23 protein-coding genes and 1 pseudogene are annotated in these 21,258 nt (G+C 35.7%); 19 read left to right on the plus strand and 5 right to left on the minus strand.

The annotated features are described in order from the left end of the window. Window positions 1–16 precede the first annotated feature (16 nt). From BOQ62_RS20895 to BOQ62_RS20905, 4 genes are all read left to right on the plus strand, one after another. The gene (locus BOQ62_RS20895; RefSeq protein ID WP_129042290.1) at window positions 17–730 is read left to right on the plus strand and encodes an XAC2610-related protein; all 714 of its coding nucleotides are present in this window, start codon (window positions 17–19) and stop codon (window positions 728–730) included. A gap of 135 nt (window positions 731–865) precedes the next feature. Beyond that, window positions 866–1,027: a bacteriocin-like protein gene (locus tag BOQ62_RS22650; RefSeq protein WP_164976813.1), complete on the plus strand. Its 162-nt coding sequence runs from the start codon at window positions 866–868 to the stop codon at window positions 1,025–1,027. Window positions 1,028–1,174: 147 nt separating this feature from the next. Then, the gene (locus BOQ62_RS20900; protein ID WP_129042291.1) at window positions 1,175–1,945 is read left to right on the plus strand and encodes a DUF4241 domain-containing protein; all 771 of its coding nucleotides are present in this window, start codon (window positions 1,175–1,177) and stop codon (window positions 1,943–1,945) included. A gap of 2 nt (window positions 1,946–1,947) precedes the next feature. Then, window positions 1,948–2,634, plus strand: coding sequence for an SMUG2 DNA glycosylase family protein (locus BOQ62_RS20905; protein WP_129042292.1), 687 nt, complete (start codon window positions 1,948–1,950; stop codon window positions 2,632–2,634). 85 nt (window positions 2,635–2,719) lie between these two features. Here the strand turns inward: BOQ62_RS20905 and BOQ62_RS20910 are convergent, their stop codons facing one another. Together BOQ62_RS20910 and BOQ62_RS20915 are read right to left on the minus strand one after the other, a co-directional pair. Then, on the minus strand, window positions 2,720–3,541 hold the full coding sequence (locus tag BOQ62_RS20910; RefSeq protein WP_129042293.1) for a T9SS type A sorting domain-containing protein: 822 nt from the start codon (window positions 3,539–3,541) through the stop codon (window positions 2,720–2,722). Window positions 3,542–3,577: 36 nt separating this feature from the next. Next, the gene (locus BOQ62_RS20915; RefSeq protein WP_129042294.1) at window positions 3,578–4,129 is read right to left on the minus strand and encodes a phage tail protein; all 552 of its coding nucleotides are present in this window, start codon (window positions 4,127–4,129) and stop codon (window positions 3,578–3,580) included. Window positions 4,130–4,388: 259 nt separating this feature from the next. On the opposite strand from BOQ62_RS20915, the gene BOQ62_RS20920 reads away from it, so the two are divergent. The 12 genes from BOQ62_RS20920 (at window position 4,389) to BOQ62_RS20975 (ending at window position 16,055) form a co-directional block, all read left to right on the plus strand. Next, window positions 4,389–5,153 (plus strand): enoyl-CoA hydratase/isomerase family protein, encoded by a 765-nt coding sequence (locus tag BOQ62_RS20920; RefSeq protein WP_129042295.1) that lies wholly within the window; start codon window positions 4,389–4,391, stop codon window positions 5,151–5,153. Window positions 5,154–5,583: 430 nt separating this feature from the next. Continuing rightward, entirely contained in the window at window positions 5,584–8,556 is a 2,973-nt protein-coding gene (locus BOQ62_RS20925; RefSeq protein ID WP_228414426.1) for a SusC/RagA family TonB-linked outer membrane protein, read from the plus strand. Window positions 8,557–8,567: 11 nt separating this feature from the next. Continuing rightward, window positions 8,568–10,070 (plus strand): RagB/SusD family nutrient uptake outer membrane protein, encoded by a 1,503-nt coding sequence (locus BOQ62_RS20930; RefSeq protein WP_129042297.1) that lies wholly within the window; start codon window positions 8,568–8,570, stop codon window positions 10,068–10,070. Between the two features lie 172 nt (window positions 10,071–10,242). Beyond that, window positions 10,243–10,860, plus strand: coding sequence for a hypothetical protein (locus tag BOQ62_RS20935; RefSeq protein ID WP_129042298.1), 618 nt, complete (start codon window positions 10,243–10,245; stop codon window positions 10,858–10,860). A 100-nt stretch (window positions 10,861–10,960) separates the two neighbouring features. Then, on the plus strand, window positions 10,961–11,251 hold the full coding sequence (locus tag BOQ62_RS20940) for a winged helix-turn-helix domain-containing protein (protein ID WP_129042299.1): 291 nt from the start codon (window positions 10,961–10,963) through the stop codon (window positions 11,249–11,251). Between the two features lie 71 nt (window positions 11,252–11,322). Then, window positions 11,323–11,613: a hypothetical protein gene (locus tag BOQ62_RS20945; RefSeq protein ID WP_129042300.1), complete on the plus strand. Its 291-nt coding sequence runs from the start codon at window positions 11,323–11,325 to the stop codon at window positions 11,611–11,613. A 33-nt stretch (window positions 11,614–11,646) separates the two neighbouring features. Next, window positions 11,647–11,943 (plus strand): hypothetical protein, encoded by a 297-nt coding sequence (locus BOQ62_RS20950; RefSeq protein WP_129042301.1) that lies wholly within the window; start codon window positions 11,647–11,649, stop codon window positions 11,941–11,943. Window positions 11,944–11,955: 12 nt separating this feature from the next. Further along, a complete protein-coding gene (locus BOQ62_RS20955; protein ID WP_129042302.1) occupies window positions 11,956–12,441 on the plus strand; it encodes a Coq4 family protein in 486 nt (161 codons plus the stop codon). A 368-nt stretch (window positions 12,442–12,809) separates the two neighbouring features. Beyond that, the gene (locus BOQ62_RS20960) at window positions 12,810–14,120 is read left to right on the plus strand and encodes a DUF4153 domain-containing protein (protein ID WP_228414428.1); all 1,311 of its coding nucleotides are present in this window, start codon (window positions 12,810–12,812) and stop codon (window positions 14,118–14,120) included. 65 nt (window positions 14,121–14,185) lie between these two features. Beyond that, window positions 14,186–14,890: a DUF1361 domain-containing protein gene (locus BOQ62_RS20965; RefSeq protein ID WP_129042303.1), complete on the plus strand. Its 705-nt coding sequence runs from the start codon at window positions 14,186–14,188 to the stop codon at window positions 14,888–14,890. 53 nt (window positions 14,891–14,943) lie between these two features. Next, window positions 14,944–15,483 carry a hypothetical protein gene (locus BOQ62_RS20970; RefSeq protein ID WP_129042304.1) on the plus strand — a complete coding sequence of 180 codons (540 nt, stop codon included), beginning with the start codon at window positions 14,944–14,946 and terminating at the stop codon, window positions 15,481–15,483. 59 nt (window positions 15,484–15,542) lie between these two features. Beyond that, window positions 15,543–16,055, plus strand: a complete 513-nt coding sequence (locus BOQ62_RS20975; RefSeq protein ID WP_129042305.1) for a hypothetical protein — start codon at window positions 15,543–15,545, stop codon at window positions 16,053–16,055. A gap of 89 nt (window positions 16,056–16,144) precedes the next feature. Here the strand turns inward: BOQ62_RS20975 and BOQ62_RS20980 are convergent, their stop codons facing one another. From BOQ62_RS20980 to BOQ62_RS20990, 3 genes are all read right to left on the minus strand, one after another. Next, window positions 16,145–17,803 carry a S8/S53 family peptidase gene (locus tag BOQ62_RS20980; protein WP_129042306.1) on the minus strand — a complete coding sequence of 553 codons (1,659 nt, stop codon included), beginning with the start codon at window positions 17,801–17,803 and terminating at the stop codon, window positions 16,145–16,147. Window positions 17,804–18,069: 266 nt separating this feature from the next. After that, entirely contained in the window at window positions 18,070–18,519 is a 450-nt protein-coding gene (gene dtd / locus BOQ62_RS20985; RefSeq protein WP_129042307.1) for a D-aminoacyl-tRNA deacylase, read from the minus strand. 8 nt (window positions 18,520–18,527) lie between these two features. Next, entirely contained in the window at window positions 18,528–18,983 is a 456-nt protein-coding gene (locus BOQ62_RS20990; protein ID WP_129042308.1) for a hypothetical protein, read from the minus strand. Between the two features lie 108 nt (window positions 18,984–19,091). Here BOQ62_RS20990 and greA point away from each other — a divergent pair, with 108 nt between their 5' ends. The 3 genes and pseudogenes from greA (at window position 19,092) to clpX (ending at window position 21,258) form a co-directional block, all read left to right on the plus strand. Then, window positions 19,092–19,562 (plus strand): transcription elongation factor GreA, encoded by a 471-nt coding sequence (gene greA / locus BOQ62_RS20995; protein ID WP_121490200.1) that lies wholly within the window; start codon window positions 19,092–19,094, stop codon window positions 19,560–19,562. Between the two features lie 57 nt (window positions 19,563–19,619). After that, on the plus strand, window positions 19,620–20,009 hold the full coding sequence (locus BOQ62_RS21000) for an HIT family protein (RefSeq protein ID WP_129042309.1): 390 nt from the start codon (window positions 19,620–19,622) through the stop codon (window positions 20,007–20,009). Window positions 20,010–20,071: 62 nt separating this feature from the next. Further along, a pseudogene (gene clpX, locus BOQ62_RS21005) lies at window positions 20,072–21,258 on the plus strand (ATP-dependent Clp protease ATP-binding subunit ClpX).

Genomic DNA, 21,258 nt, shown 5'->3' on the forward strand with positions numbered 1-21,258 from the left:
CCTATTCTTTTAAATCATGAAATTTTTTAAAGTTTTCCTTTTAGCTCTACCAGTTTTCCTTCTTTTTTCTTGTTCCGGAAATCCGAAACCTGATAAAGAAGGCTATTTTTCTGAAGAAAAATTTGTTGATAGTTTGAATGCTGGAGTAAAAGGAAAAACCAAAGTTGAATTTGAGAAATTCAGGCATACAAGTAACGGAGATGTATTTGTGTCAATTAATTTTTATAAATCGGAAAAGAAGTGGGTAAAAGGTGAGAAAACGGATGTTGACATCTGGCGACTGACAAACAGTTTTAAATTCGATAAAGATGGAGTATCTGATATGGATGTTCAAATTGGTGATTTCAATAATGATGCATTTAACGATATAACCTACCAAAGTGCTATCGCTGGAAGAGGAGGAAATATAGTGATGACATTATTTGTTTATGATCCTGAGAATAAAGATTTCATCCACATCAAAAACTCTGAATCTTATCCAAACTTAACTTATAATCCAAAATTAAATTGTATTAATTCACTGATTTTAACAGGCTCTACCATCACATCCTTTCTTACAATCAGAAAAGACTCTCTGCAGGAATTTGCCAGAGTGGATGTTTCCGATAAAATTGTGGTGGAAGAAAAAGACTCTACAGGTAAGTTTAAGATTATTGAAGAAAAGCCATTCAAGGGAAATGATGAAGACTTTTATAAAACTTTTAGAAATTACAAGCCTTTAGAATATTAATAATTTTATTCTTTATTTAATTAAGATATTCATGTTTTCAGTTAGTTATGTTCTTTTTTAATTAAAAATGATTAACTTTAATAGGCGAAATCCGAAAAGCATATAGAGTAGGAGAGAACATCAAAACTAAACACTATGAAAAACTTAAAAAAACTTTCAAGACATGAGTTGAGATCTCTTAAAGGAGCCGGACCAAACTGGTCTTGTGCCCTTAATCCTTGCCCTCCCGGAACCTGTTGTCTTCCTGGAAGATGGCCAGACATTGCAAGAGCATGTTATATATGTGCCGATTCTTAGATTTTTTAAATTTAAAACAATATATAAAGCTGTAATTCGCAAAGAATTGCAGCTTTATTTTTATAATCTTTTGTTAAAAACTCTTTCCTGTTTGATGTCCTTAGATTTATTCATTATTTTCAAACTTAAAATCAATTCAAAAAAATAATGAACGAAAGCTGGATGCAAAAATGGGAAGAAGTGAAAAATATTCTGGTGTGTCCTACAGATCTGGAAACATATTTTACTTCTGATGAAATTCTGGGGCTGAAAATGGAGACAATGAAAATTGGAAATGTTTCTCTTCCATCCGGAAAAGTGGTGGTAAGAGATCCATTGGTTTCTTTGAATGCCAATCAATCACCTTATTTTATTCAGGCTCCGAAGGGGGATTTTCCTGTCTCTATTGCTGTGGTAAAATCTGAAGACTGGGGGGAAAGGTATGCGGTTGTAAAAGTTGAATTTACTAAAGAAAAGCCTGTTGTTTACAGAGAAGCATTGGTTGGGATTGAAGAATTAGAGGGAGTAACTGAAGACGATTTTTTTGGTTTTGAAGTGGATGCTGGTTTAGGTTGTATTGCGGATAAAGAAGTGCTTCCTTTTGTAGATCAATTTGTTGATGAAATAAATGTCGACAATGTTTATGATGATTATTTCGCTGAGCTTTTTTCACAAAGCTATAAAGATTATCCCAACAATCAGAGAGAAGCAGGAGACTGGATCAACTGGACGGTTCCGAATAGCAATTATCAGATTCCGATGTTTGCTAGTGGCTTTGGTGACGGCAGCTATCCTGTTTATTTTGCTTATGATGAGAACGGAGAGATATGTGGTTTATATATTCAATTTATTGATATTGAATTGGCTTTAAGTGAAGAAGATGAAGATGAGGATCTTGACGACGATCAACCTGAAAATTTTATTTTTTCTAAAAACTAAATATGAATACAACTTTTGCAGATCATGTCATAGAATTCAATAAAAACCTGAGTTATACGGGAAATTTACCCGAAGGTTTTGACGTTTTAAATCCGTATCTGGATAATCCTGAAACCATGATAGCTATGCAAAAGTTTTATCATCAATATTATGATGATACAATCCGCAGAAAATTTATCATTGGAATCAATCCAAGCCGCCACGGAGCAGGCGTTACAGGTGTTCCGTTTACCGATACAAAAAGGCTTGAAAGTATTTGTGGAATAAAAATGAAATCTGCCCATACGCATGAAGTTTCTTCAGTTTTTATGTATGACATGATTGAAGAATATGGTGGCGCTGATCTTTTCTACAAAGATATTTATATCAATTCTCCATTTCCACTGGCTATCGTAAGAAAGACAAAAAACGGATGGCTTAATGCTAATTATTATGATGACAAAATGCTGTTCGAAGCGGTAAAGGACTTTATGATTGAATCTTTGAAGAAGCATATCAGTCTTAATATCGATATATCAGAGGTTTTTATCCTTGGTAAAAAGAATGCCGATTTTATTTCAAAATTAAATAAAGAAGCAAAATTATTTGATACGATGACCGTCCTGGAACATCCAAGATATATTCAGCAGTATAAATCAAAAGAAAAACAACTTTACATAGACAAGTATATTCTGGCATTGAAAAAATGACGAAATCCCTTCTTGGAAAGGGATTTGTCATTCATGAATTAGAATCTTTATGGGGAATGTGGAACTTATGCGAAGTTTTATAAGATTAGTTTTTAATTACCTTGGTAGATTCCGTTGCTGTTTTGATAATATAAACTCCTTTAGGAAGCTCTGAAATATTGACTTCATTATTTCCCTTCTGAGTTTGTAATGTTTTCAGAGTTTTACCGTCCAGACTGTAGATTTTAGCTTCACTTGCTTTTTCAGTAGTGATAGAAATAGGTCCGTTGGTTGGGTTAGGATAAACAGTCAGGTCTTTTTTAATGCTTTTAGACTCTGAAGTACCTAATACCAGATTGGTGTCTTTTACCCATGTGAAAGCATCAAGAGCTACATATCTGAAGGATCCTCCTACAGTTAGTTGTAGTTCATCAATAATGATGTTAGAGTAGTTTTGACCATTTAAGTTGGTGAGATCAAGGAGTGTGTATCCGTTCGTGGTTCCTAAGCTTGTTGCGAAACCAGTGGTTTTTGTTTGGGTAAATTTGGTTACTCCGCTGAGTTTTCCGGTTACAGTCAGTGTTCCACTTACATTGAGATCCAGATTCAATGCTGAAAGATACATCCAGAATCTGTTTACCTTAAATAAATTTGAAGTAGTTTTAATACTGAATGATGGTGGAGACTGCGTGTCGTTGGAATTATCAATATATCTGTTGTCATTTGCTGTTCCACTCCACCCGGTTCCCGGGTAATTTCCCTGAATGTCAAAAACACTTACATGTGAAATGATATTGAAAATGACACCATTATCGGTGAAGCTGGTACTTCCGTTCGATTCCGTTTCAAATTGCTCTGTACTGGTCTGCCCGAATGAAAAAATTGAAATGAGCAGACTACAAATTGTTAAAAAAGTAGTGCTTTTCATGATTTTTGTTTTAAATGTTAGGTTATTGTATGAATATTAATCCCTTGGTGGATAAATCCCTTCCACACATATGATATAATTTAAGCCAAGATAAGGAGGCATATTATTCACAGGTATATTTTGCCCTACAAAGGCGATGCTTTGATTATTAATAACCGTATCAGGGTTCGCATCATTCACGAAACTAGATACTACATTGAAATCCCTTCCCACTTGTGTTCCTGAGATAGCAATGGTTGAAGTAGCTGTAGGAGTTGATGAATTGGCATTCTTATTCGCTACTTTAAGCTGAAATCCGGCACCTACACTTGGAAGATTTGATGCTAAAAGGGTATTTTGTGTAGTACCTGCTGTTACACCCAAAGGATAAAATTGGTTGGCATTTACATTTCCTGCTCCTATAGCCATACGCCCTTTTAAGTTGGGTAAAGCAAAAGTAGTGATACCGTCTCCACCATAAGTGGTTCCTAGAATAGAGAATAAAGCTGAATTTCTTGAAATAGCTATTAAGCTTCCGTCGCAAAACATCCAGCCTCTAGGTGCGAAATTTCCTGCAAATAATTTTACGATTCCAATGTACTCGTCCATGATAATAAGTTTTTTTAGTTGTAAATTTTCTTACTCTCTTATAGGTTTTTCAGATACCACCTTTTGGTTATTAATTCTTAGACCAAAGGAACAACTAATAACGTTGGAGTACTAGAGTAGAAAATACCAAATTGAAGACTCCGTATTTCTACGTAAAGGATATCTTATGGAATGATTGTATATAATGGAAATTGTCTGTTTTAAGTTTCTCAGAAAGAGTGGTATTTCGTATTTTTGTAAGAATCCAATAAAAATAAAAATGAGCGAATTTGTAGCATCAGAAATTAAAAATAATATTGCCGAGATCACTTTCGGAACACCCAAAAGCAATTCCCTTCCAGGAGCAGTCTTAGAAAAACTGGCAGAAACAATCCTTCAGGAAGGAGCAAAAGATGAAGTGAAAGCCATTCTGGTTAAAAGTGCAGGAGAGAAAGCTTTTTGTGCAGGAGCAAGCTTTGATGAACTTTTAGCGATTGAAGAACTGGAGGCTTCCACGCAATTTTTTGGAGGTTTTGCAAAAGTTTTAAATGCAATGAGAAACTGTGGGAAAATTGTAGTGGTAAGAGTTCAGGGAAAAACAACAGGAGGTGGAGTAGGAATTGCCTGCGGAGCAGACTATTGTTTTGCAACAAAAGACTCAGCATTAGCCCTTACGGAGATCAATCTTGGGATAGGACCTTTTGTAATCGGGCCTTATGTAGAAAGGAAAATAGGAAAATCACAATTCTCTGCAATGGCTATTGATGCAGACTTCAGATCTGCCGATTGGGCGGAGCAGCATAATATTTACCACTCCGTTTCTGAAAATATTCAGGAGATGGATGAAAAATTGGAAAAGTTTTTACAGACTTTAGCCTCAAGAAGTAGTGATGCCTTAGCATTAATTAAAAAGGTTTCATGGGAAGGTACAGATCATTTCAATGAATTGATGCCTGCAAGAATTCATATGAGTGCAAGTCTTATCCTTGAAGATTCTGCAAAGAAAAATATTGAATCTATTAAAGAAAGATTGAGAGTAAAGTAATTTTCCTCTTAAGTGATGAAAGAATAGCGGTTTTTAATCCACATATAGACCGGAGAAACAAGAACGTTTCTTCGGTTTTTTTATGTCTTATAGTATTTAAATCACTTATTTCATTAGAATCATTTTGAAATTTCATGATCCTTGTTGTTGGATTGATTTATTTTGGTGTTTTTGCTTTTTATTGTGTGTTTTTGTTAATTAAAATGTCTTTTTGGCTTAAAATAAATATTAATTTAACTGTATTTAAGTTATTTTATTCTTTTTAAAAATCTATATTAACCAAATTTTAACATATTTTTTTAATAAATATATGAATATTGGTTAAAAATTTAAATCAATTGAATTTAATTAATTGAAACGGGATTTTCTTTGTGTTTTTAACGGTTTTTATTACATATATTTGCTGAACTACTGTTAAAATATGTTAAATATGAAAATGAAATTATTATTAAGCACAGCCGTGCTGTTCTTTGTGGGTGGACATGTAGTGGAAGCCCAAAAGACAAAACGAGACACCATACCACAGGATACTAAGATTGATGAAATCGTTGTAGTGGCCTACGGAAGCCAGAAAAGAGAAACTATGGTAGGTTCTAATACTGAAGTAAAAGCCAAACAATTTGCAGACCGACCGATTACGAGTATCGGACAGGCTTTAGATGGAGCCAGCGCCGGAGTTAAAGTAAGTACCGGTACAGGACAGCCGGGAAGTTCACCAAGTATCCAAATCCGTGGGATAGGTTCTTATGGTATTACAACAAATCCTTTATACGTTGTGGATGGTACTATTTATACAGGTTCTCTTGCTGCCATCAACCCTAATGATATCGCATCATTCAATATCCTGAAAGATGCAGCTTCCACCTCTTTGTATGGTTCTGCTGCAGCTAACGGAGTTGTTTTGATTACTACAAAATCAGGAAGAAAAGGAGGGAAAGATATCGTAAATTTTAGCATGAGCACTGGAGCGGTGGGACGATCTATTCCTGAATATGACAGAGTAGATGTTTATCAATATTACCCACTTATCTGGGAGGCTATAAGAAACGGAAGATTTGCCTCTAATCCATCATTAGGACTTGCGGCGGCTAATAATTATGCCTCTACAGTTTTGGTTACGGGAAATACTGCATTTGGAGCAGGAGTTCTGAAAACAAACGTATTTGATGTTGATCCTCATCAGTTAGTGATTGATGGAGTATTAAACCCAAATGCTAAATTGAAATATACCGATTTAGACTGGCAAAAACCCTTGATGAATACAGGGTTCAGACAGAACTATGAGTTGAATTACAGTGGAGGAAGCAATACGACAACTTATTTTTCTTCAGTAGGGTATACTAATGAAACAGGATATCTTATCAAATCAGACTTTGAAAGATTTACAGCAAGATTAAAAGTAGATTCTCAAGTAAAAAGCTGGTTGAAATTAGGAACAAGTATTAGTGGAGTAGCTTCTAACGGAAATAATTCTGTAGAAGGTGTGGATAATAATTCTGCTTATATCAATCCATACAGATGGACAAGAACAATGGGGCCTATTTACAGTCCTTATGCTCATGATCCTAATACATTCGCTACCCTTTATGACAATGCAGGAAATGTTGTGTATGATGCAGGAAGCGCAAGAGGAGCAGATGCGGCAGCTGGAAGAAACGTAATTCAGGAAACGCTTTTAAATAAAGATCTTTCTAAGAACTATTATATCATTTCCAGAGCCTATGCTGAAATCAAAGTAGATCCTTATCTTACTTTATCTACCAACGTAGGATATGATATCAGAAATAACAGAAGAAGTACCTACGGAAATAAAATCATTGGAGATGCAGCTCCGGGAGGTTCAGCAGAAAAATATAGCTTTACTGAGCAAACCTTCACGTGGAATCAGCTCTTAAACTACAAAAGAAAATTTGGAGATCATAATTTTGAATTCCTTTTAGGACATGAAAACTACAAATTCATGTATGAATATCTGTACGGATATAAAAAAGGACAGATTGTAGATGATAATGATGAATTGATCAACTTTGTAACGCCTGCAACGCTTACTTCCCGTACAGACAATTATAGAAAAGAAGGAGTATTTTCAAGATTAAATTATGATTATAAATCAAAATACCTGCTTTCAGGATCTATCCGTTGGGATGGCTCATCCAGGTTTGCCAAAGATGTAAGATGGGATTCATTCTGGTCTATTGGTGCTGGGTGGAGACTGAAAGGTGAAGAGTTCTTAAGCAATTCTAATCTTATCAGTGAATTAAAAATCAGGGGTTCATATGGTGAAGTAGGGAATGATAGAACAGACAGTTACTATATGTATAAAAGTACTTATACTTTAGGATATAATAATGCTCAGGAGCCTGGGATCTTATTTGGATTTTTGGCTGATCCTTCTATCACTTGGGAGGCTAATAAGCAAACCGATCTAGGGATTGATTTTGGATTTTTGAATAACAGAATTACAGGTTCCGTAGAATACTATAACAGAGTAACTGAAGATCTGATCTTCCCGGTTCCTCTTCCTGTTTCTGCAGGTGTTCCGGATAATACAATCAGTAGAAACGTGGGAACAATGTATAATCGTGGATTCGAATTCAGCATTAATGCAGATGTTATTAAAACCCCAAACTTCACTTGGAATATCAATGCAAATGCATCAACACTCAAAAATCAGGTTACAGAACTTTCAAACGGAATAACAGAGATTATCAATGGAACGAAAAAAGTTTCCGTAGGACATTCAATATATGATTACTGGTTAAGACAATGGTATGGGGTAGATCCCGCTGATGGTTCACCTTTATTCCTTGTTGCTGACGCATTTGCTAATACAACAGCTGCTGATATCAGAACGGTGAACGGTCAAAAAGTGACCACCAATTTCAATAAAGCTAAATATGACTATTCAGGTACAGCAATCCCTGATTTATTCGGAAGTTTTGGAACAACAATTACATATAAGCAATGGGCATTATCTGCCATGTTTACCTATCAGTTAGGTGGAAAAACATATGACTCCAACTATGCAGCTTTGATGTCAAGCTACTCTCAAGGAGGAGCTTTAAGTACAGATATTCTGGACAGATGGACAACGCCTGGTCAGATTACTGATGTTCCGGCATTGAATTCTTCAACATATACAAGTTCAAATGCAGCTTCATCAAGATGGTTGGTTAGCTCAGATTTTATTACATTTAGACAGGCTACTTTAAGCTATAGCTTCAGCCCTGAAACTTTATCTCAGCTTGGAGTGTCAGGATTTAAAATCCTTGTTTCAGGTGAGAATTTATGGAGCAAAACAGCAAGAAAAGGATTAGAACCGTCTCAGGCCTTTAACGGAACAACAACAAATAGATATACTCCGGCGAGAGTGGTAACGATAGGATTTAATGTATCATTTTAAATAATTAAGTAATGAAAAATATCGCAAAACAATATATAAAATGGGCTGTTGTTCTTTCAGTCTTCACAGGAGCAGTTTCATGTCAGAGTGATTACCTTGAAGCAGATCCTACTACTGCAGCTTCTGAGGAAGCAGCTTATTCAAGTGCGGCTAACCTTATGGCCATTGTCAATGGAATGCATAGAGATATGTATTACAGACAAAGCGATCAAGGACAAAATGGTCAGGGCGGAATTATGATTATAATGGATGCTTTGGCAGATGACCTAGTTTTTCCGTCTACAGGAAATGGCTGGTATGTCTCAGCTGTAAGGTGGCAAGATCAGGTAAATGATAATGCTTCCAATGATCTTTATCCTTATCAGTTTTATTATGCATTGATCAGAAATGCAAATCTTGTTATCGCTAACGGTCCTTCAGTTCCTGCACCTACGGCAGCTGATGCAACAACCATTAAAACAGCAATTGGTGAAGCGTATGCATTCAGAGCTTTCTGCTATTACATGTTGGTTCAGATCTATGGTAAGCGATATGTTCCGGGGACAAACAATACTCAACTTGGTGTTCCGATCAGATTGGTGGCCAATGAAATTCCTTTGGCAAGAAATACGGTAGAAGAAGTATATACTCAGATCGGAAAAGATCTTAATGAAGCGTCAACCAGACTTACAGGAATTACTAGAGCGACAAAATCCCATTTTAATGACAAGGTTGTTTTAGGATTAAAAGCCAGAATTGCATTGACACAAGGGAATTATGCTGCTGCAGTAACCGCTGCTCAATCAGCCCGTGTAGGATTTGCTTTGATGGATAATACAACTTATACTGCCGGGTTTAATAATTTGGCAGGTGTAGGTGAATGGATGTGGGGTGCTACTATTATAGCAGATCAGGGAGATTCATTCTCAAACTTTGGTGCTTATATGTCCAGAAACTTTAACTCTACCAATATCCGTCAGGCTCCGAAAGCTATTAATAGTAAATTATTCCTGTCATTCCCGTCTACAGATATCAGAACGAAGAATTTTGATCCAACAGGAGCACACACCGCTCTTGCATTGCCTTCAACATATTCTAAGTTCCCATATACAGGGCAGAAATTCCTTGCAGCAAGTCAGGCAGACAGTAGAGTAGATGTTCCTTATATGAGATCTGCGGAAATGTATCTTATTGAAGCGGAAGCTCTGGCCAGATCAGGAGATGAGGCTGGTTCAAAAGCAGTATTCAATGTATTTGCAAAAAACAGAAACCCTTCTTATGCAGGGGCCACTACAACAGGAGCAGCTTATATCACAGAAATTCTTAACAGCAGAAGGCTGGAGTTCTGGGGTGAAGGTTTCAGATTCTTAGATTTGAAGAGACTGAATCAAGGCTTAGATAGAACAGGAGCTAACCACTCTTCGGTAGTAACCAATAATGTAATGACAGTTGCTAATACAGACTTACGTTGGGAATTCCTTATCCCAAGATCCGAGATCAATGCTAACCCATTGATTGTTCAGAATCCTTTATAACACGTACAGATTTTAATATATGCTTGAGAACCCGGCCATTGCTGGGTTCTCTTTTTTATTTCAATAGGTAAGTATGCGATGAGGTTTTCAGCAGAAAATATTTTTTAAAATTTAAAATAAAAAATTGGTGGATTGAAAATAAATTATAACTTTGTAATTCAAAGTTCTTTTTATGGATTCAAAAAACTATCACGAAGATCTATCCCATATCCGTTCTATGATGGAACGGTCTTCCCGATTCATCTCTTTAAGTGGTTTGTCTGGAGTTGTTGCAGGGTTGACAGCAATTATTGGTGCTGTATATGTGTATTTTGTTTTTCAGAGGGAAGGAATCAGTTATTTGGATGGAGACAGAAATATTCTGGGACCAGCTCTGGTTAAAGAACTTGTTATGATTGGATTCGTAATTTTGGTGGTTGCCATTCTTAGCGGTTACATTTTTACAGCTCATAAAAGCAAAAAGAAAGGCTTGAAGATCTGGGATGCTACTACAAAGCGACTTTTGATTACCTTTGCAGTGCCTTTAATAGCAGGAGGAATCTTTTGCCTTGCGCTTCTTTATCATCATCTTTTTGTTTTCATTGCCCCGGCTACCCTTATTTTTTACGGATTAGCTTTGGTAGCTGCAGAACGATATACATTAACAGATGTAAAATATTTAGGATATCTTGAAATTGTTTTAGGACTTATTTCTTTATTCTTTTTAGGATGGGGATTGCTGTTTTGGGCTATAGGTTTCGGAGTTTTGCATATTGTGTATGGATTGATCATGCATAAGAAGTATAAGTAATAGAGGTAGGATATGATTTTGCTATTGACCAGCAGAATCAGGAGAATTAAGCATAGCTATTGCCTATAACAATGGTTCTGAATAAATAAGATAAAGTAAAATGATCAAAATAAATCAACTCAATAAAGAATTCGAAAGCCGTGTAAGACTGGGGATTATGTCCGTTCTTATGGTCAACGACTGGGTTGATTTTTCTGAAATGAAAAACCTGCTGGAAATAACCGATGGAAATCTGGCCAGTCACAGCAATGCATTAGAGAAGGCAGGATACATAGAAGTGAAAAAAGAATTTGTAGGAAAGAAGCCTAAAACCTCTTATCGTGTTACGCAGAATGGGAGACAGGCTTTTACCGAGCATTTGGATGCTCTTGAAAAATTATTGGGGCGATAGCGATTGTCCTATATTTTTTTGAAAATTTACTTTGAATTACAAAGTACTTTATATTTTAAAAATTAAATAAAATGATGACACAAAAACAAAAAACATGCACAATTTATGCCTTTCAATTGGTTGTACTCAGTATCCCATTGGTTGGAAATCTATTTTCTAAGGAAGTTAACTGGTCAGGATCGGATTTTCTGATTGCAGGGGCTTTGCTTTTTACAACCGCTTTTCTCATCAATCTGGTTAGAAGCAAGATAAAGAAACAAAGTCAGAAAGTCTTCATCTGTATTTTCATTTTAGTGGTTGTTGCATTAATCTGGCTCGAACTGGCAGTAGGTATTTTCGGAAGCCCATTTGCAGGAAGTTAAATGAAAGGTTCAGTAATAATAAATTAAAATAGGATGAAAGATCAGGAAATTTTATACTTCGGAAAGTCTCTGTTTGCTTTGTGTTTTGTACTTGGAAGTGTTTGTCTTATTGGATATTTGACAACAAGAATGGCGGAATTTGCAATAGGAGGATATATGCTGCTCATCTTTGGAGCTTTTTTAAATATACTGGTGGTGCTGGGACTGTTGATCTATGGTTTCGTATACAGATCGAGATTGAATGAATGCCTGAAAGCAATCGGGATCCTTCTAGTCAATATACCTATTGCTATTCTTTATACGGTTATAGGACTCAATAATATGCATTAAAATAAATACATTATGAAAAAAATACGCGTTCAATTTCTGCTTTTTGTATATGATAAAACACAAAAATTATACAGGAAATATTTCAAAAAGAAAAAAAGACAATGGCAGTTCAATGAGAAACAGCTGTTGGAGTTTCAGGAAGATTCTTTAGGTCGAAAGCTGGGTGAGTTTTACAAAAAACATGGTTTCTCAATGATCCCAAAGATGGAAAACCATGATGTACACCACTTAATTACCGGCTGTGGAACCAATTTCGAAGATGAAATTGCCATGCAGTATCTGCTCCTCGGAAACGGTAAACTCAATGCCCATCTTTTGGCTGCAATCGTATTAGGAACAATTATTCTCCCGGAATATGTAAAAATTTATATCAAAGCTTATAAAAAAGGACAAAATATGAGAACCTTTCATCATTGGGACTTTGAAGAACTGCTATGGCAGAATTATGAGCACGTGAAAGACTTTATTCAACAAAAAGAAACAGTAGTTCTTCATTAAATTAAAAATAATGGGAAAAATAAAATTCAGTCCGTTAGGAGAAAAAACATTTTTAATCTCCTTTTTGCTGGGTACCTCTTTGCTGCTTTTATTTTGGATGACAAGAGCTGGATTTCTGATCATATTCGGGTTTTATTATGTGGTGATAGCTGCAGTGGTAAATCTGTTAATCATTTTATATGAATTGATGGAATATCTGAGTGATGTTTCAGAAAAAAGACAAACGGAAACTCTGTCCTTCTATTGTTGGTTAATATTCCTATTACTTTTTTATACCTCAACCTATTCTTAATTTTTGATAATCTCAATACTTGGCCACATTAAATCTTTCAATTCTTTAAATTTTCAATCTTTAAATCATTAACCTCATGAAAACACATCATTATATATTCATTACAGCCCTTCTCTTTGTTATTGTCTTTTATGATCAGGAGGTAGGGCTGAACCTAGGAATTCTGGGTGTCATCTATGCTATATTAACGCTCTTTAGAACCCCGGAAAAAAATAAAACAAGAGCACTATATATCCTTTTTGCTACAAGTGTTCTATCCAGTATTGCTTTTGCCTGGTTTGGAGATTTTCCATCGTTTATTGCGGTGGTGAGTTCATTGCTTTTACTGGGATATAAATCGAAGAACAGAAGGCTGAAAATTCTCTTTTTAATTCCGGTTTTTATTGTGAATTGCTGCACTTCATTCTGCCGTTTTTTCAGTTTTGATGAATGGCTGCCTAAAAAGAATGTATCCGGATTATGGCAAAAAACATTTGCTTTCATTTTGATTCCTTTATTGTTGGTTTCTGTTTTCTTTGGGATTTATTCTGCAGGAAGTAATCATTTTGCAGCTCTTTTCACAGATTATGAGCTGGATCTTAATATTTGGCAGGTGTTCTGTCTCTCTGTTTTAGGATTTTTTATTGCCTTTAATTACTGGAATTATGCAGTGGAAAAACTCATCTACAAAAACAATCATTTTCTGGATAATGAGTTTAGCCGAGATTCCCGCCTTCCTAAGGCTACCTATTCCTTTCTTGATCTGGGTGCAGAAAGAACGAGTGGAGTTATTTCTTTTGTCTTATTGAATATTTTACTCATCTTCTTCATTATTACCTACAATTACGAACAGTTTTATGAAGTTGTGAAAACACCCGTTCAGCTTTCCGAGGAAACCCATGAAAGAGTGAATGCCGTGATCATGTCTATTGTGATGGCTATTCTGGTAATCATGTTTTATTTTAAATCCGGATTTAATTTTGATCCAAAAGCAGGTTTATTGAAAATTTTAGCCAAAATCTGGATTTTCCTCAATGCCATTCTTGTGATTTCCGCAGCCCTTAAAAACTACGAGTATATTGTTAACTATGCATTTACCTATAAAAGGCTGGGCGTTTTTGCCTTCTTACTTTTATCGCTGGTAGGTTTGGCTTTGACCTTTATTAAAATTCAAAAACAGAAAAGAAATATTTTCCTTGTCAATACCATGATCTGGTATTTTTACGGAACCATTCTCGTGTGCAGCTATATCAATTGGGGCGGTTTTATAACCTCCCAGAATATGAAACGAAAAGATTTTGCAGTCAATTATCATGTAACATCCATCAACTTCAGTGAAAAAGCACTTCTGAAATATGCAGATGAAAAAATGATCAGAAACTTAAAAAGACCTTACAGGATAAAGTGAAAAATGAAACAGCCAAAACGTTTCTTTCAAAAATTATGTATTATCAGACAATACAATAAAATATCATGAAAAGCTTTGTTGAATCTTCAAGATTTAAAATTAATATATTGTTGATCCTGATGACCTTATTCTGTTTCAGCCTTTCGGCTTTCAGATATTATATCAGTGATACAAAAGTGTTTCTGTTTCTCAACTGGAATCTGTTTCTGGCATGGATTCCTTTATTGCTAAGTTCTTTCATACTTGCCTTTAATATCAAAAGTAAAATTTCACTCATCTTTATTATCATCGTCTGGATCTTGTTCTTTCCCAATTCTCCTTACATTCTGACAGATCTTTTCCATCTCAGAGCAAGAAATGAGATGCCGGTCTGGTATGATCTCATTGTAATTCTTTCCTATGCCTGGACGGGACTGATCTGTGGGTTTATAAGCCTTAAAGATATCGAAAAACGACTTTCTGATTATGGTAACAGAAATATCATCAACGGAGTCATTGTATTCTTCCTTTTCATGAGCAGCTTTGGAGTTTATCTCGGTAGATTTTTGAGATGGAACAGCTGGGATGTGCTCAATAACCCTTTTGGTCTCTTCTCAGATATTGTGTTACGGATAATTTACCCAATGGAATATACCAAAACCTGGGGTGTTACAGTTTTAATGGGACTGATGCTGAACTTTATGTACTTTACCTTCAAATGGGCAGGCGCAAATGATGAAAAAGAATTGCAGCCGGAAAACAAATCATTCAACGGATTGGAACAATTTTAGCATTTAAATGAGCTCAGCATCATAAATGTTGATCCACTTTTAAAATTAATATTATGAAAAAAAGCTTATTATTAATTCCATTGATTATTCTTTCATGTAAAAAAGAACCAGCCGTTACAGCCGTTCAGGACAAAGATTCTACCATTGTAACAGAAATGCCGGATTCTATGGTAAAAGCAGATTCTGCTGCATTGAGAGTAAAAGATTCAATTATTAACAACGCTCCGGCCACCAAAGAAGTCTTGCGTAAAGGCGTAATGAGAAATGAAAAAGATGGTCAGATTATAAGAACGGCAGATGCCAACCAGCTTCCTTTCACCATTGGAGAGCAGTTTACAAAAGATGATCAGGAATTGGTTTTAAAATTAACCCATTACGACCGCCCAAATATCAAAGCAAAAATTTCTACCAAAGAGAAAGATTTTAATATCCGTTTCAATCAGATCAAAGTTCCCAATGGAGATTATGACGGACCTTTCGGAAGAGAAATCACGTATGACACTCCAGGAAAAGGAGAAGTGTGGCTTATCATCGGAAAAAGTAACATGGCTTCCGGAAATACTAAAGGAAGTTTTACGGTAATTATAGAATAAGGTAAACCAATTTGGTATAATTTCTGCAAATTATACTCAGAAGTTTAAAATTTAAAATTATGAAAAATATAGTTCTAACAGCAATGGCCGCTTCAGCTGTACTCGTAAGTTGCGGAACCGTACAGTCGCTGGTTCAGAATACATTTCCATACACAACGAATGTTTTGGTATCTACAGGAGTTCCAGCAGATAAAGAAGTTTCTTCTACAGCAACGGCTACCAATGTACAGACCTGGTTCGGAGGAAATAACAATGCTAAGATTAAAGATGTAAGAATTTCAGATGCGAAAATTTCTGTGGCATCACCATCAGGAGGAAATCTGAGTGCATTCAAAACCATTAAAATATTCGTTTCATCCAATGGAACAGGAGAAAGACTGGTAGCATCACGCTCCAACATATCTACCAATTCTTCCAGCCTGAATCTGGATCTGAATGATACAGGATATCTGGATGAAATCGTAAAAAGTTCAGGACTCACCGTAAGAACGGTTTACGAGCTGAAGAATCAGACCTCTTCGGATATGAACATCAAAGTAGCGCTTAATTTTAACAGCGTTCCTGCCAACTAAAACGGATAAAAATTGACATTAAAAACCCTCCCTCAGTATTCTGAGAGAGGGTTTGATGTGAAGTAAAATGGTTTAAAAATCTTTTTAAATTATAGTTTTGTCAGTTTTTCAACAACTCTTCTCTGCCCTTCATTGATGTTGATAATGTACTGACCAGTAGGAAGCTGTGAAATATCAATTTTTTCATTAGGTAACACTGAATTTTTGAGTACGCTGCGTCCCTGAAGATTAATAATCTCTACATCCAGTTTTTTATTTTCATGACTTTGAATAGCGATAGAACTACTGGATGGATTAGGATAAATTTTAACCTCTAAAGCAGCCAAAGTCTTAATGGGTGTTGCAAATTTACTTTCCAGCTGAATAATAGCATTCTTCACATTAGGAAGAGGTCCGATTTTCTGACCCGTCACTGTGCCTCCCTGAGGAATTCCCGTAGAAATTAAAAGATTCTTCATTGCTGATGGCGTCAAATATTGACCTGTAGTCTGACGATAGAAAGACTGGATCAGAATAGCTGCTGAAGATACTACCGGTGTAGCAGAACTTGTACCACTGAAATAATTATAAGTTCTGTTGTTATTGTTATCATATTTCGCATAAGATCCATAACCTGCTGCCATCACACTGCTTCCCCAACCCTGAACATCCACTCTGTTTCCAAAAGTACTGAAACTTAGTTTCGAATGGGTCGTATTAGGAGATCCTGCACCTACTATGATAGCACCACTATTTCCTCTGGCAAGATATGACGCATAAAAAGGATCATCCAGATTTTGATTTCCATTACCGGCCGCAGCAATGATAATGATCCCTGAATCAGTAGCCGCTTTTGTAAGATCCCAGATTACTTTATTATATTCTGCAGGGCAATACTGACCGTCTTTTCCGCCAGTCTGCATTTCGTATAATATAATATCTCCGGACTGAGAGGCATTGATAGATCTGCTCACCGCAGAAGCTCTGTTGTATCCCGCAGTTGTCCATTCCATATAGCCTTTGATCTCAGAAGCTTTGTAAGCAGCTCCTGTAAGTCCGATATTATCTTTTACCGAACCTAAAATACTTACCACTGCCGTCCCGTGGTCACGATAATTATTATTAGCTAGCCCTGCATTCGGAGAATATCCTGGTTCCAATTGTATAGAATTTTGATTAGAAAGCATTTCGTGAGTTTTATAAAAACCATATTCCACATCACGCACACGGATATTCTGTCCTGTAATCCCTCTTGACCATGCGTATTTTGCATTGATTCCCGGGTTGTCATTCAGATAAGTCTGCAGACTTTCCAAATTAGGAGTCGCTACAAAAGCATTAACCAAAGGAGGTTCAATAGGAGCAGCACTCATTACAGATACATATTCTATTTCAGGAAACCTTTCAAGAGCCTGAATGATTTTTTGTGCAGATTCCTGATTTTGAATGGGAAGATCAGCCTTATAAATTCTTTTCAACTTTTCCACAGATTCTGTTGAGTTTCCAATGGCTTTACTGCTTCTGGCCATTTCATCAAGTTTGTTGTCTGTGAAATCCAGATCATATTTAAACGAAATTTGATTTTCTCTTGAAAATCTTTCCAGATCAGCATTTCTGCTGAAAGCTGTTTTTTCCGAATTAATGCCTTTTGAAAAGCATACATAAATAATTGAATTTTGATCATTAGCCATTTTGGCCTGATTGTCCTGACCAAAAGACATAGAAGAGCAGAACGCAAGTAATGCGAGAAGATTGATTTTTGTTTTCATATGATTTTGTTAAATGGTTGTGAATCAGTTTTGATCTACATCAAAAATAATAATAAAATAAAAACATATCACATTTTTGTGATTTTATTTTTTGAATTTTTACTCTTTTCTTTTGTATAAAGGATTTCTTTGTTTATGAATGATAAACCTCACAGGTTTTTAAAACCTGTGAGGTTTAATGAAGGGTGTGTTTTATGCATATCAATCAAAAAAATACGTTCCAACAAATTGAAACGTATTGCTTTGTGGTATATTTATTTTCGGATTTAGCTTTTGGTAAGAGAATCCATGACGATGGTGACAGGTCCGTCATTAATCAGCGAAACTTTCATATCTGCTCCGAAAATTCCGCTTTCTGTTGTGAGTCCGGATTTAGCAATTTCTTCTTTAAAATAGTCAAAAAGAGGAACTGCTTTATCTGGTTTTGCTGCTTTTATGAAAGAAGGACGATTGCCTTTTTTATAATCTGCAATTAAGGTGAACTGGCTGATACAAAGGATTTCTCCGGAAATATCCTTCACAGAAAGATTCAGTTTATCATCTTCATCGCCAAAGATTCTTAGGTTTAAAACCTTCTGTATGAGCCAGTCTGCATCTGTTTTTTTATCATTTTCATCCACACCTACCAGCAGCATTAATCCCTTTCCGATTTCACCGACAATTTTTCCATCCACTTTTACACGGGCCTCAGAGACTCTTTGTATTACGATCTTCATCTTGTATTCTAGTAATAAATATTTAAAGTTTTGCTGGGTGCATCATAGCTGTAAGGATAAGTTTTAGGAGGAAGAGAGGTTTTGGCCCCTGATTCCGGCTGTCCTGTACTTAAAATCCATCTTGTATTATCCTGTGGGCAGATAATGGCAATATTATCTTTTACTTCAAGAGTGGTATTATTATCAGGACATATGTGAGGAGCATTTCTGTCGTACACCTTAAATCCGTTTGCGGTTCTGACAACAATTAGTCCTCTTGTTCCGGACTGCTGTTCATTTACGTAAATCCAGCCATTAATATTGTTCAAAGCATAGTAGGCAGGCAGGTTTAGATTAAGGGTTACGTTAATGGGCGTATTGGGGAAACAGTTCACAGTATCTTCTCTGCTTCCACAAGAGTTTATAGTTAAATTACTGAAAATCAATAAAATGAAAATGGATAGGATTGAAAAAGTTTTTTTCATTTCAATTTAAATTTTTATATATTTGTAAAAATAAAACGATTACAACACGAAAACATTGTCCGGCAAATGTCGGATTATTTTTTATACTAAAACTAAATTTTGAAAATTATGGCAAGCTATGTAACTAAGGAGGGCCTAGAGAAAATGAAAGCTGAGCTGGAACAGTTGGAAACTGTAGAGAGACCAAAAATTACTCAACAGATCGCAGAAGCAAGAGATAAAGGAGATTTATCGGAAAATGCAGAATACGATGCGGCTAAAGAGGCTCAAGGGATGCTTGAAATGAGAATTTCTAAGCTGAAAGATGTTATCTCGACTTCTAAAATTATAGATGAAAGCCAATTAGATACTTCAAAAGTTTCTATCTTAACAACAGTGAAACTTAAAAATAATGCTACCAAGCAAGAGCAGGTATTTACATTGGTACCGGATAACGAAAGCGACCTGAAAACAGGAAAGATTTCTGTGAACACACCCATTGCAAAAGGTCTGTTAGGAAAAGTTATTGGCGAAACTGCTGAAATTACTTTACCAAACGGAAATAAACTGTCTTTTGAAGTATTAGACATTTCTTTATAGTTTGATACTCTTTTCTGTTTCTAAACTTCTAAATACCTAACCCAAACTTCTGATAAAATGAGCACTATATTCACAAAAATCATCAATGGTGAGATTCCCTCTTATAAGATTGCAGAAAATGAACACTTTATCGCTTTCTTAGATGCAATGCCTTTGGTGAAGGGGCATACTCTGGTAGTCCCTAAAAAAGAAGTGGATTTGATTTTTGATCTTGAAAGTGAAGAATACAAAAACCTTTGGGGATTTGCCCAGGAGGTAGCCAAGAAGATCAAAACTGCAGTTCCATGTGTAAGAGTAGGAGTGGCGGTGGTAGGACTTGAAGTTCCTCATGTACACATCCATCTGATCCCTTTAAACAAGGTGGAAGATATGAATTTTAGAAACGAAAGATTAAAATTAACGAACGAAGAATATACAGAGATTCAAAACTCAATTATTAATTCTTAAAAAACAGAAAATCGTAAAAAAGTAATTTTTTACGATTTTCTTTAACATATATATTATATCATATGAATTCTAACCAATGTTCTTTCTGCGGCAGAAAAAGAAATGAAGTACAGATGCTGATTCTGGCCAGAATGGTTTTATTTGTGAAAATTGTATAGAGCAGGCACATGCTATTGTGAAAGACGGTGCATCCAAAACAGGATATTCGCCTGCCGACAGTATGGAAGAGCTTAAAAAGCCAAAAGAAATCAAAGAATTTCTCGATCAGTATGTGATCGGGCAGGATCAGGCAAAAAAACAGCTTTCAATTGCAGTATATAATCATTATAAAAGATTACTCCATGCAAAGGACGAAAATAGAGAAGTAGAACTTGAAAAGTCTAACATTATCATGATAGGAGAGACAGGAACTGGTAAAACGCTCCTGGCTAAAACTATCGCAAGAGAACTTAATGTTCCTTTCTGTATTGTAGATGCTACTATTTTAACGGAAGCAGGATATGTAGGAGAAGATGTGGAAAGCATCCTGTCCAGACTTCTGATGGTAGCAGATTATGATGTGGAAAAAGCAGAGAAAGGAATTGTTTTTATTGATGAGATTGATAAAATTGCCAGAAAGTCTGATAATCCAAGTATTACAAGAGACGTTTCCGGAGAAGGTGTACAGCAGGGGCTGCTGAAACTGTTGGAGGGAAGCATCGTAAATGTTCCGCCACAGGGAGGAAGAAAACACCCGGATCAGAAGTATATTCAGGTCAATACTCAGAATATATTATTTATTGCCGGTGGAGCTTTTGACGGGATCAAAGAGATTATCGAAAGAAGGATGAACAAACAGGCGATAGGTTTCAGCTCTGAAAAAATCAACAAAACAGACGAAGACGAATATATATTAACAAATATTAATGCAATTGATCTTCGTACTTTCGGATTAATTCCGGAACTTTTAGGAAGATTTCCAATCATTACTTATCTCGATAAACTCACAAAAGAGACGCTTGTAAGAATTATGAAAGAACCTAAAAATTCAATCGTGAATCAATTTGTGGAACTTTTCAAGATGGATGGCACAAATTTGATAATAACGGATGGGGCAATTGAGAAAATTGTAGAGGAAACTATTGATAAAGGATTAGGTGCAAGAGGCCTTCGAGGGACCACAGAAAAAGTTCTAGAAGACTATATGTTTTCAATAGGCGAGGACAAGGAGATCATATTGACGGAAGATAATGTTTTGATTAATAGATAA

This window comes from Chryseobacterium sp. CH21 (assembly GCF_004119445.1).
Lineage (GTDB): Bacteria > Bacteroidota > Bacteroidia > Flavobacteriales > Weeksellaceae > Chryseobacterium.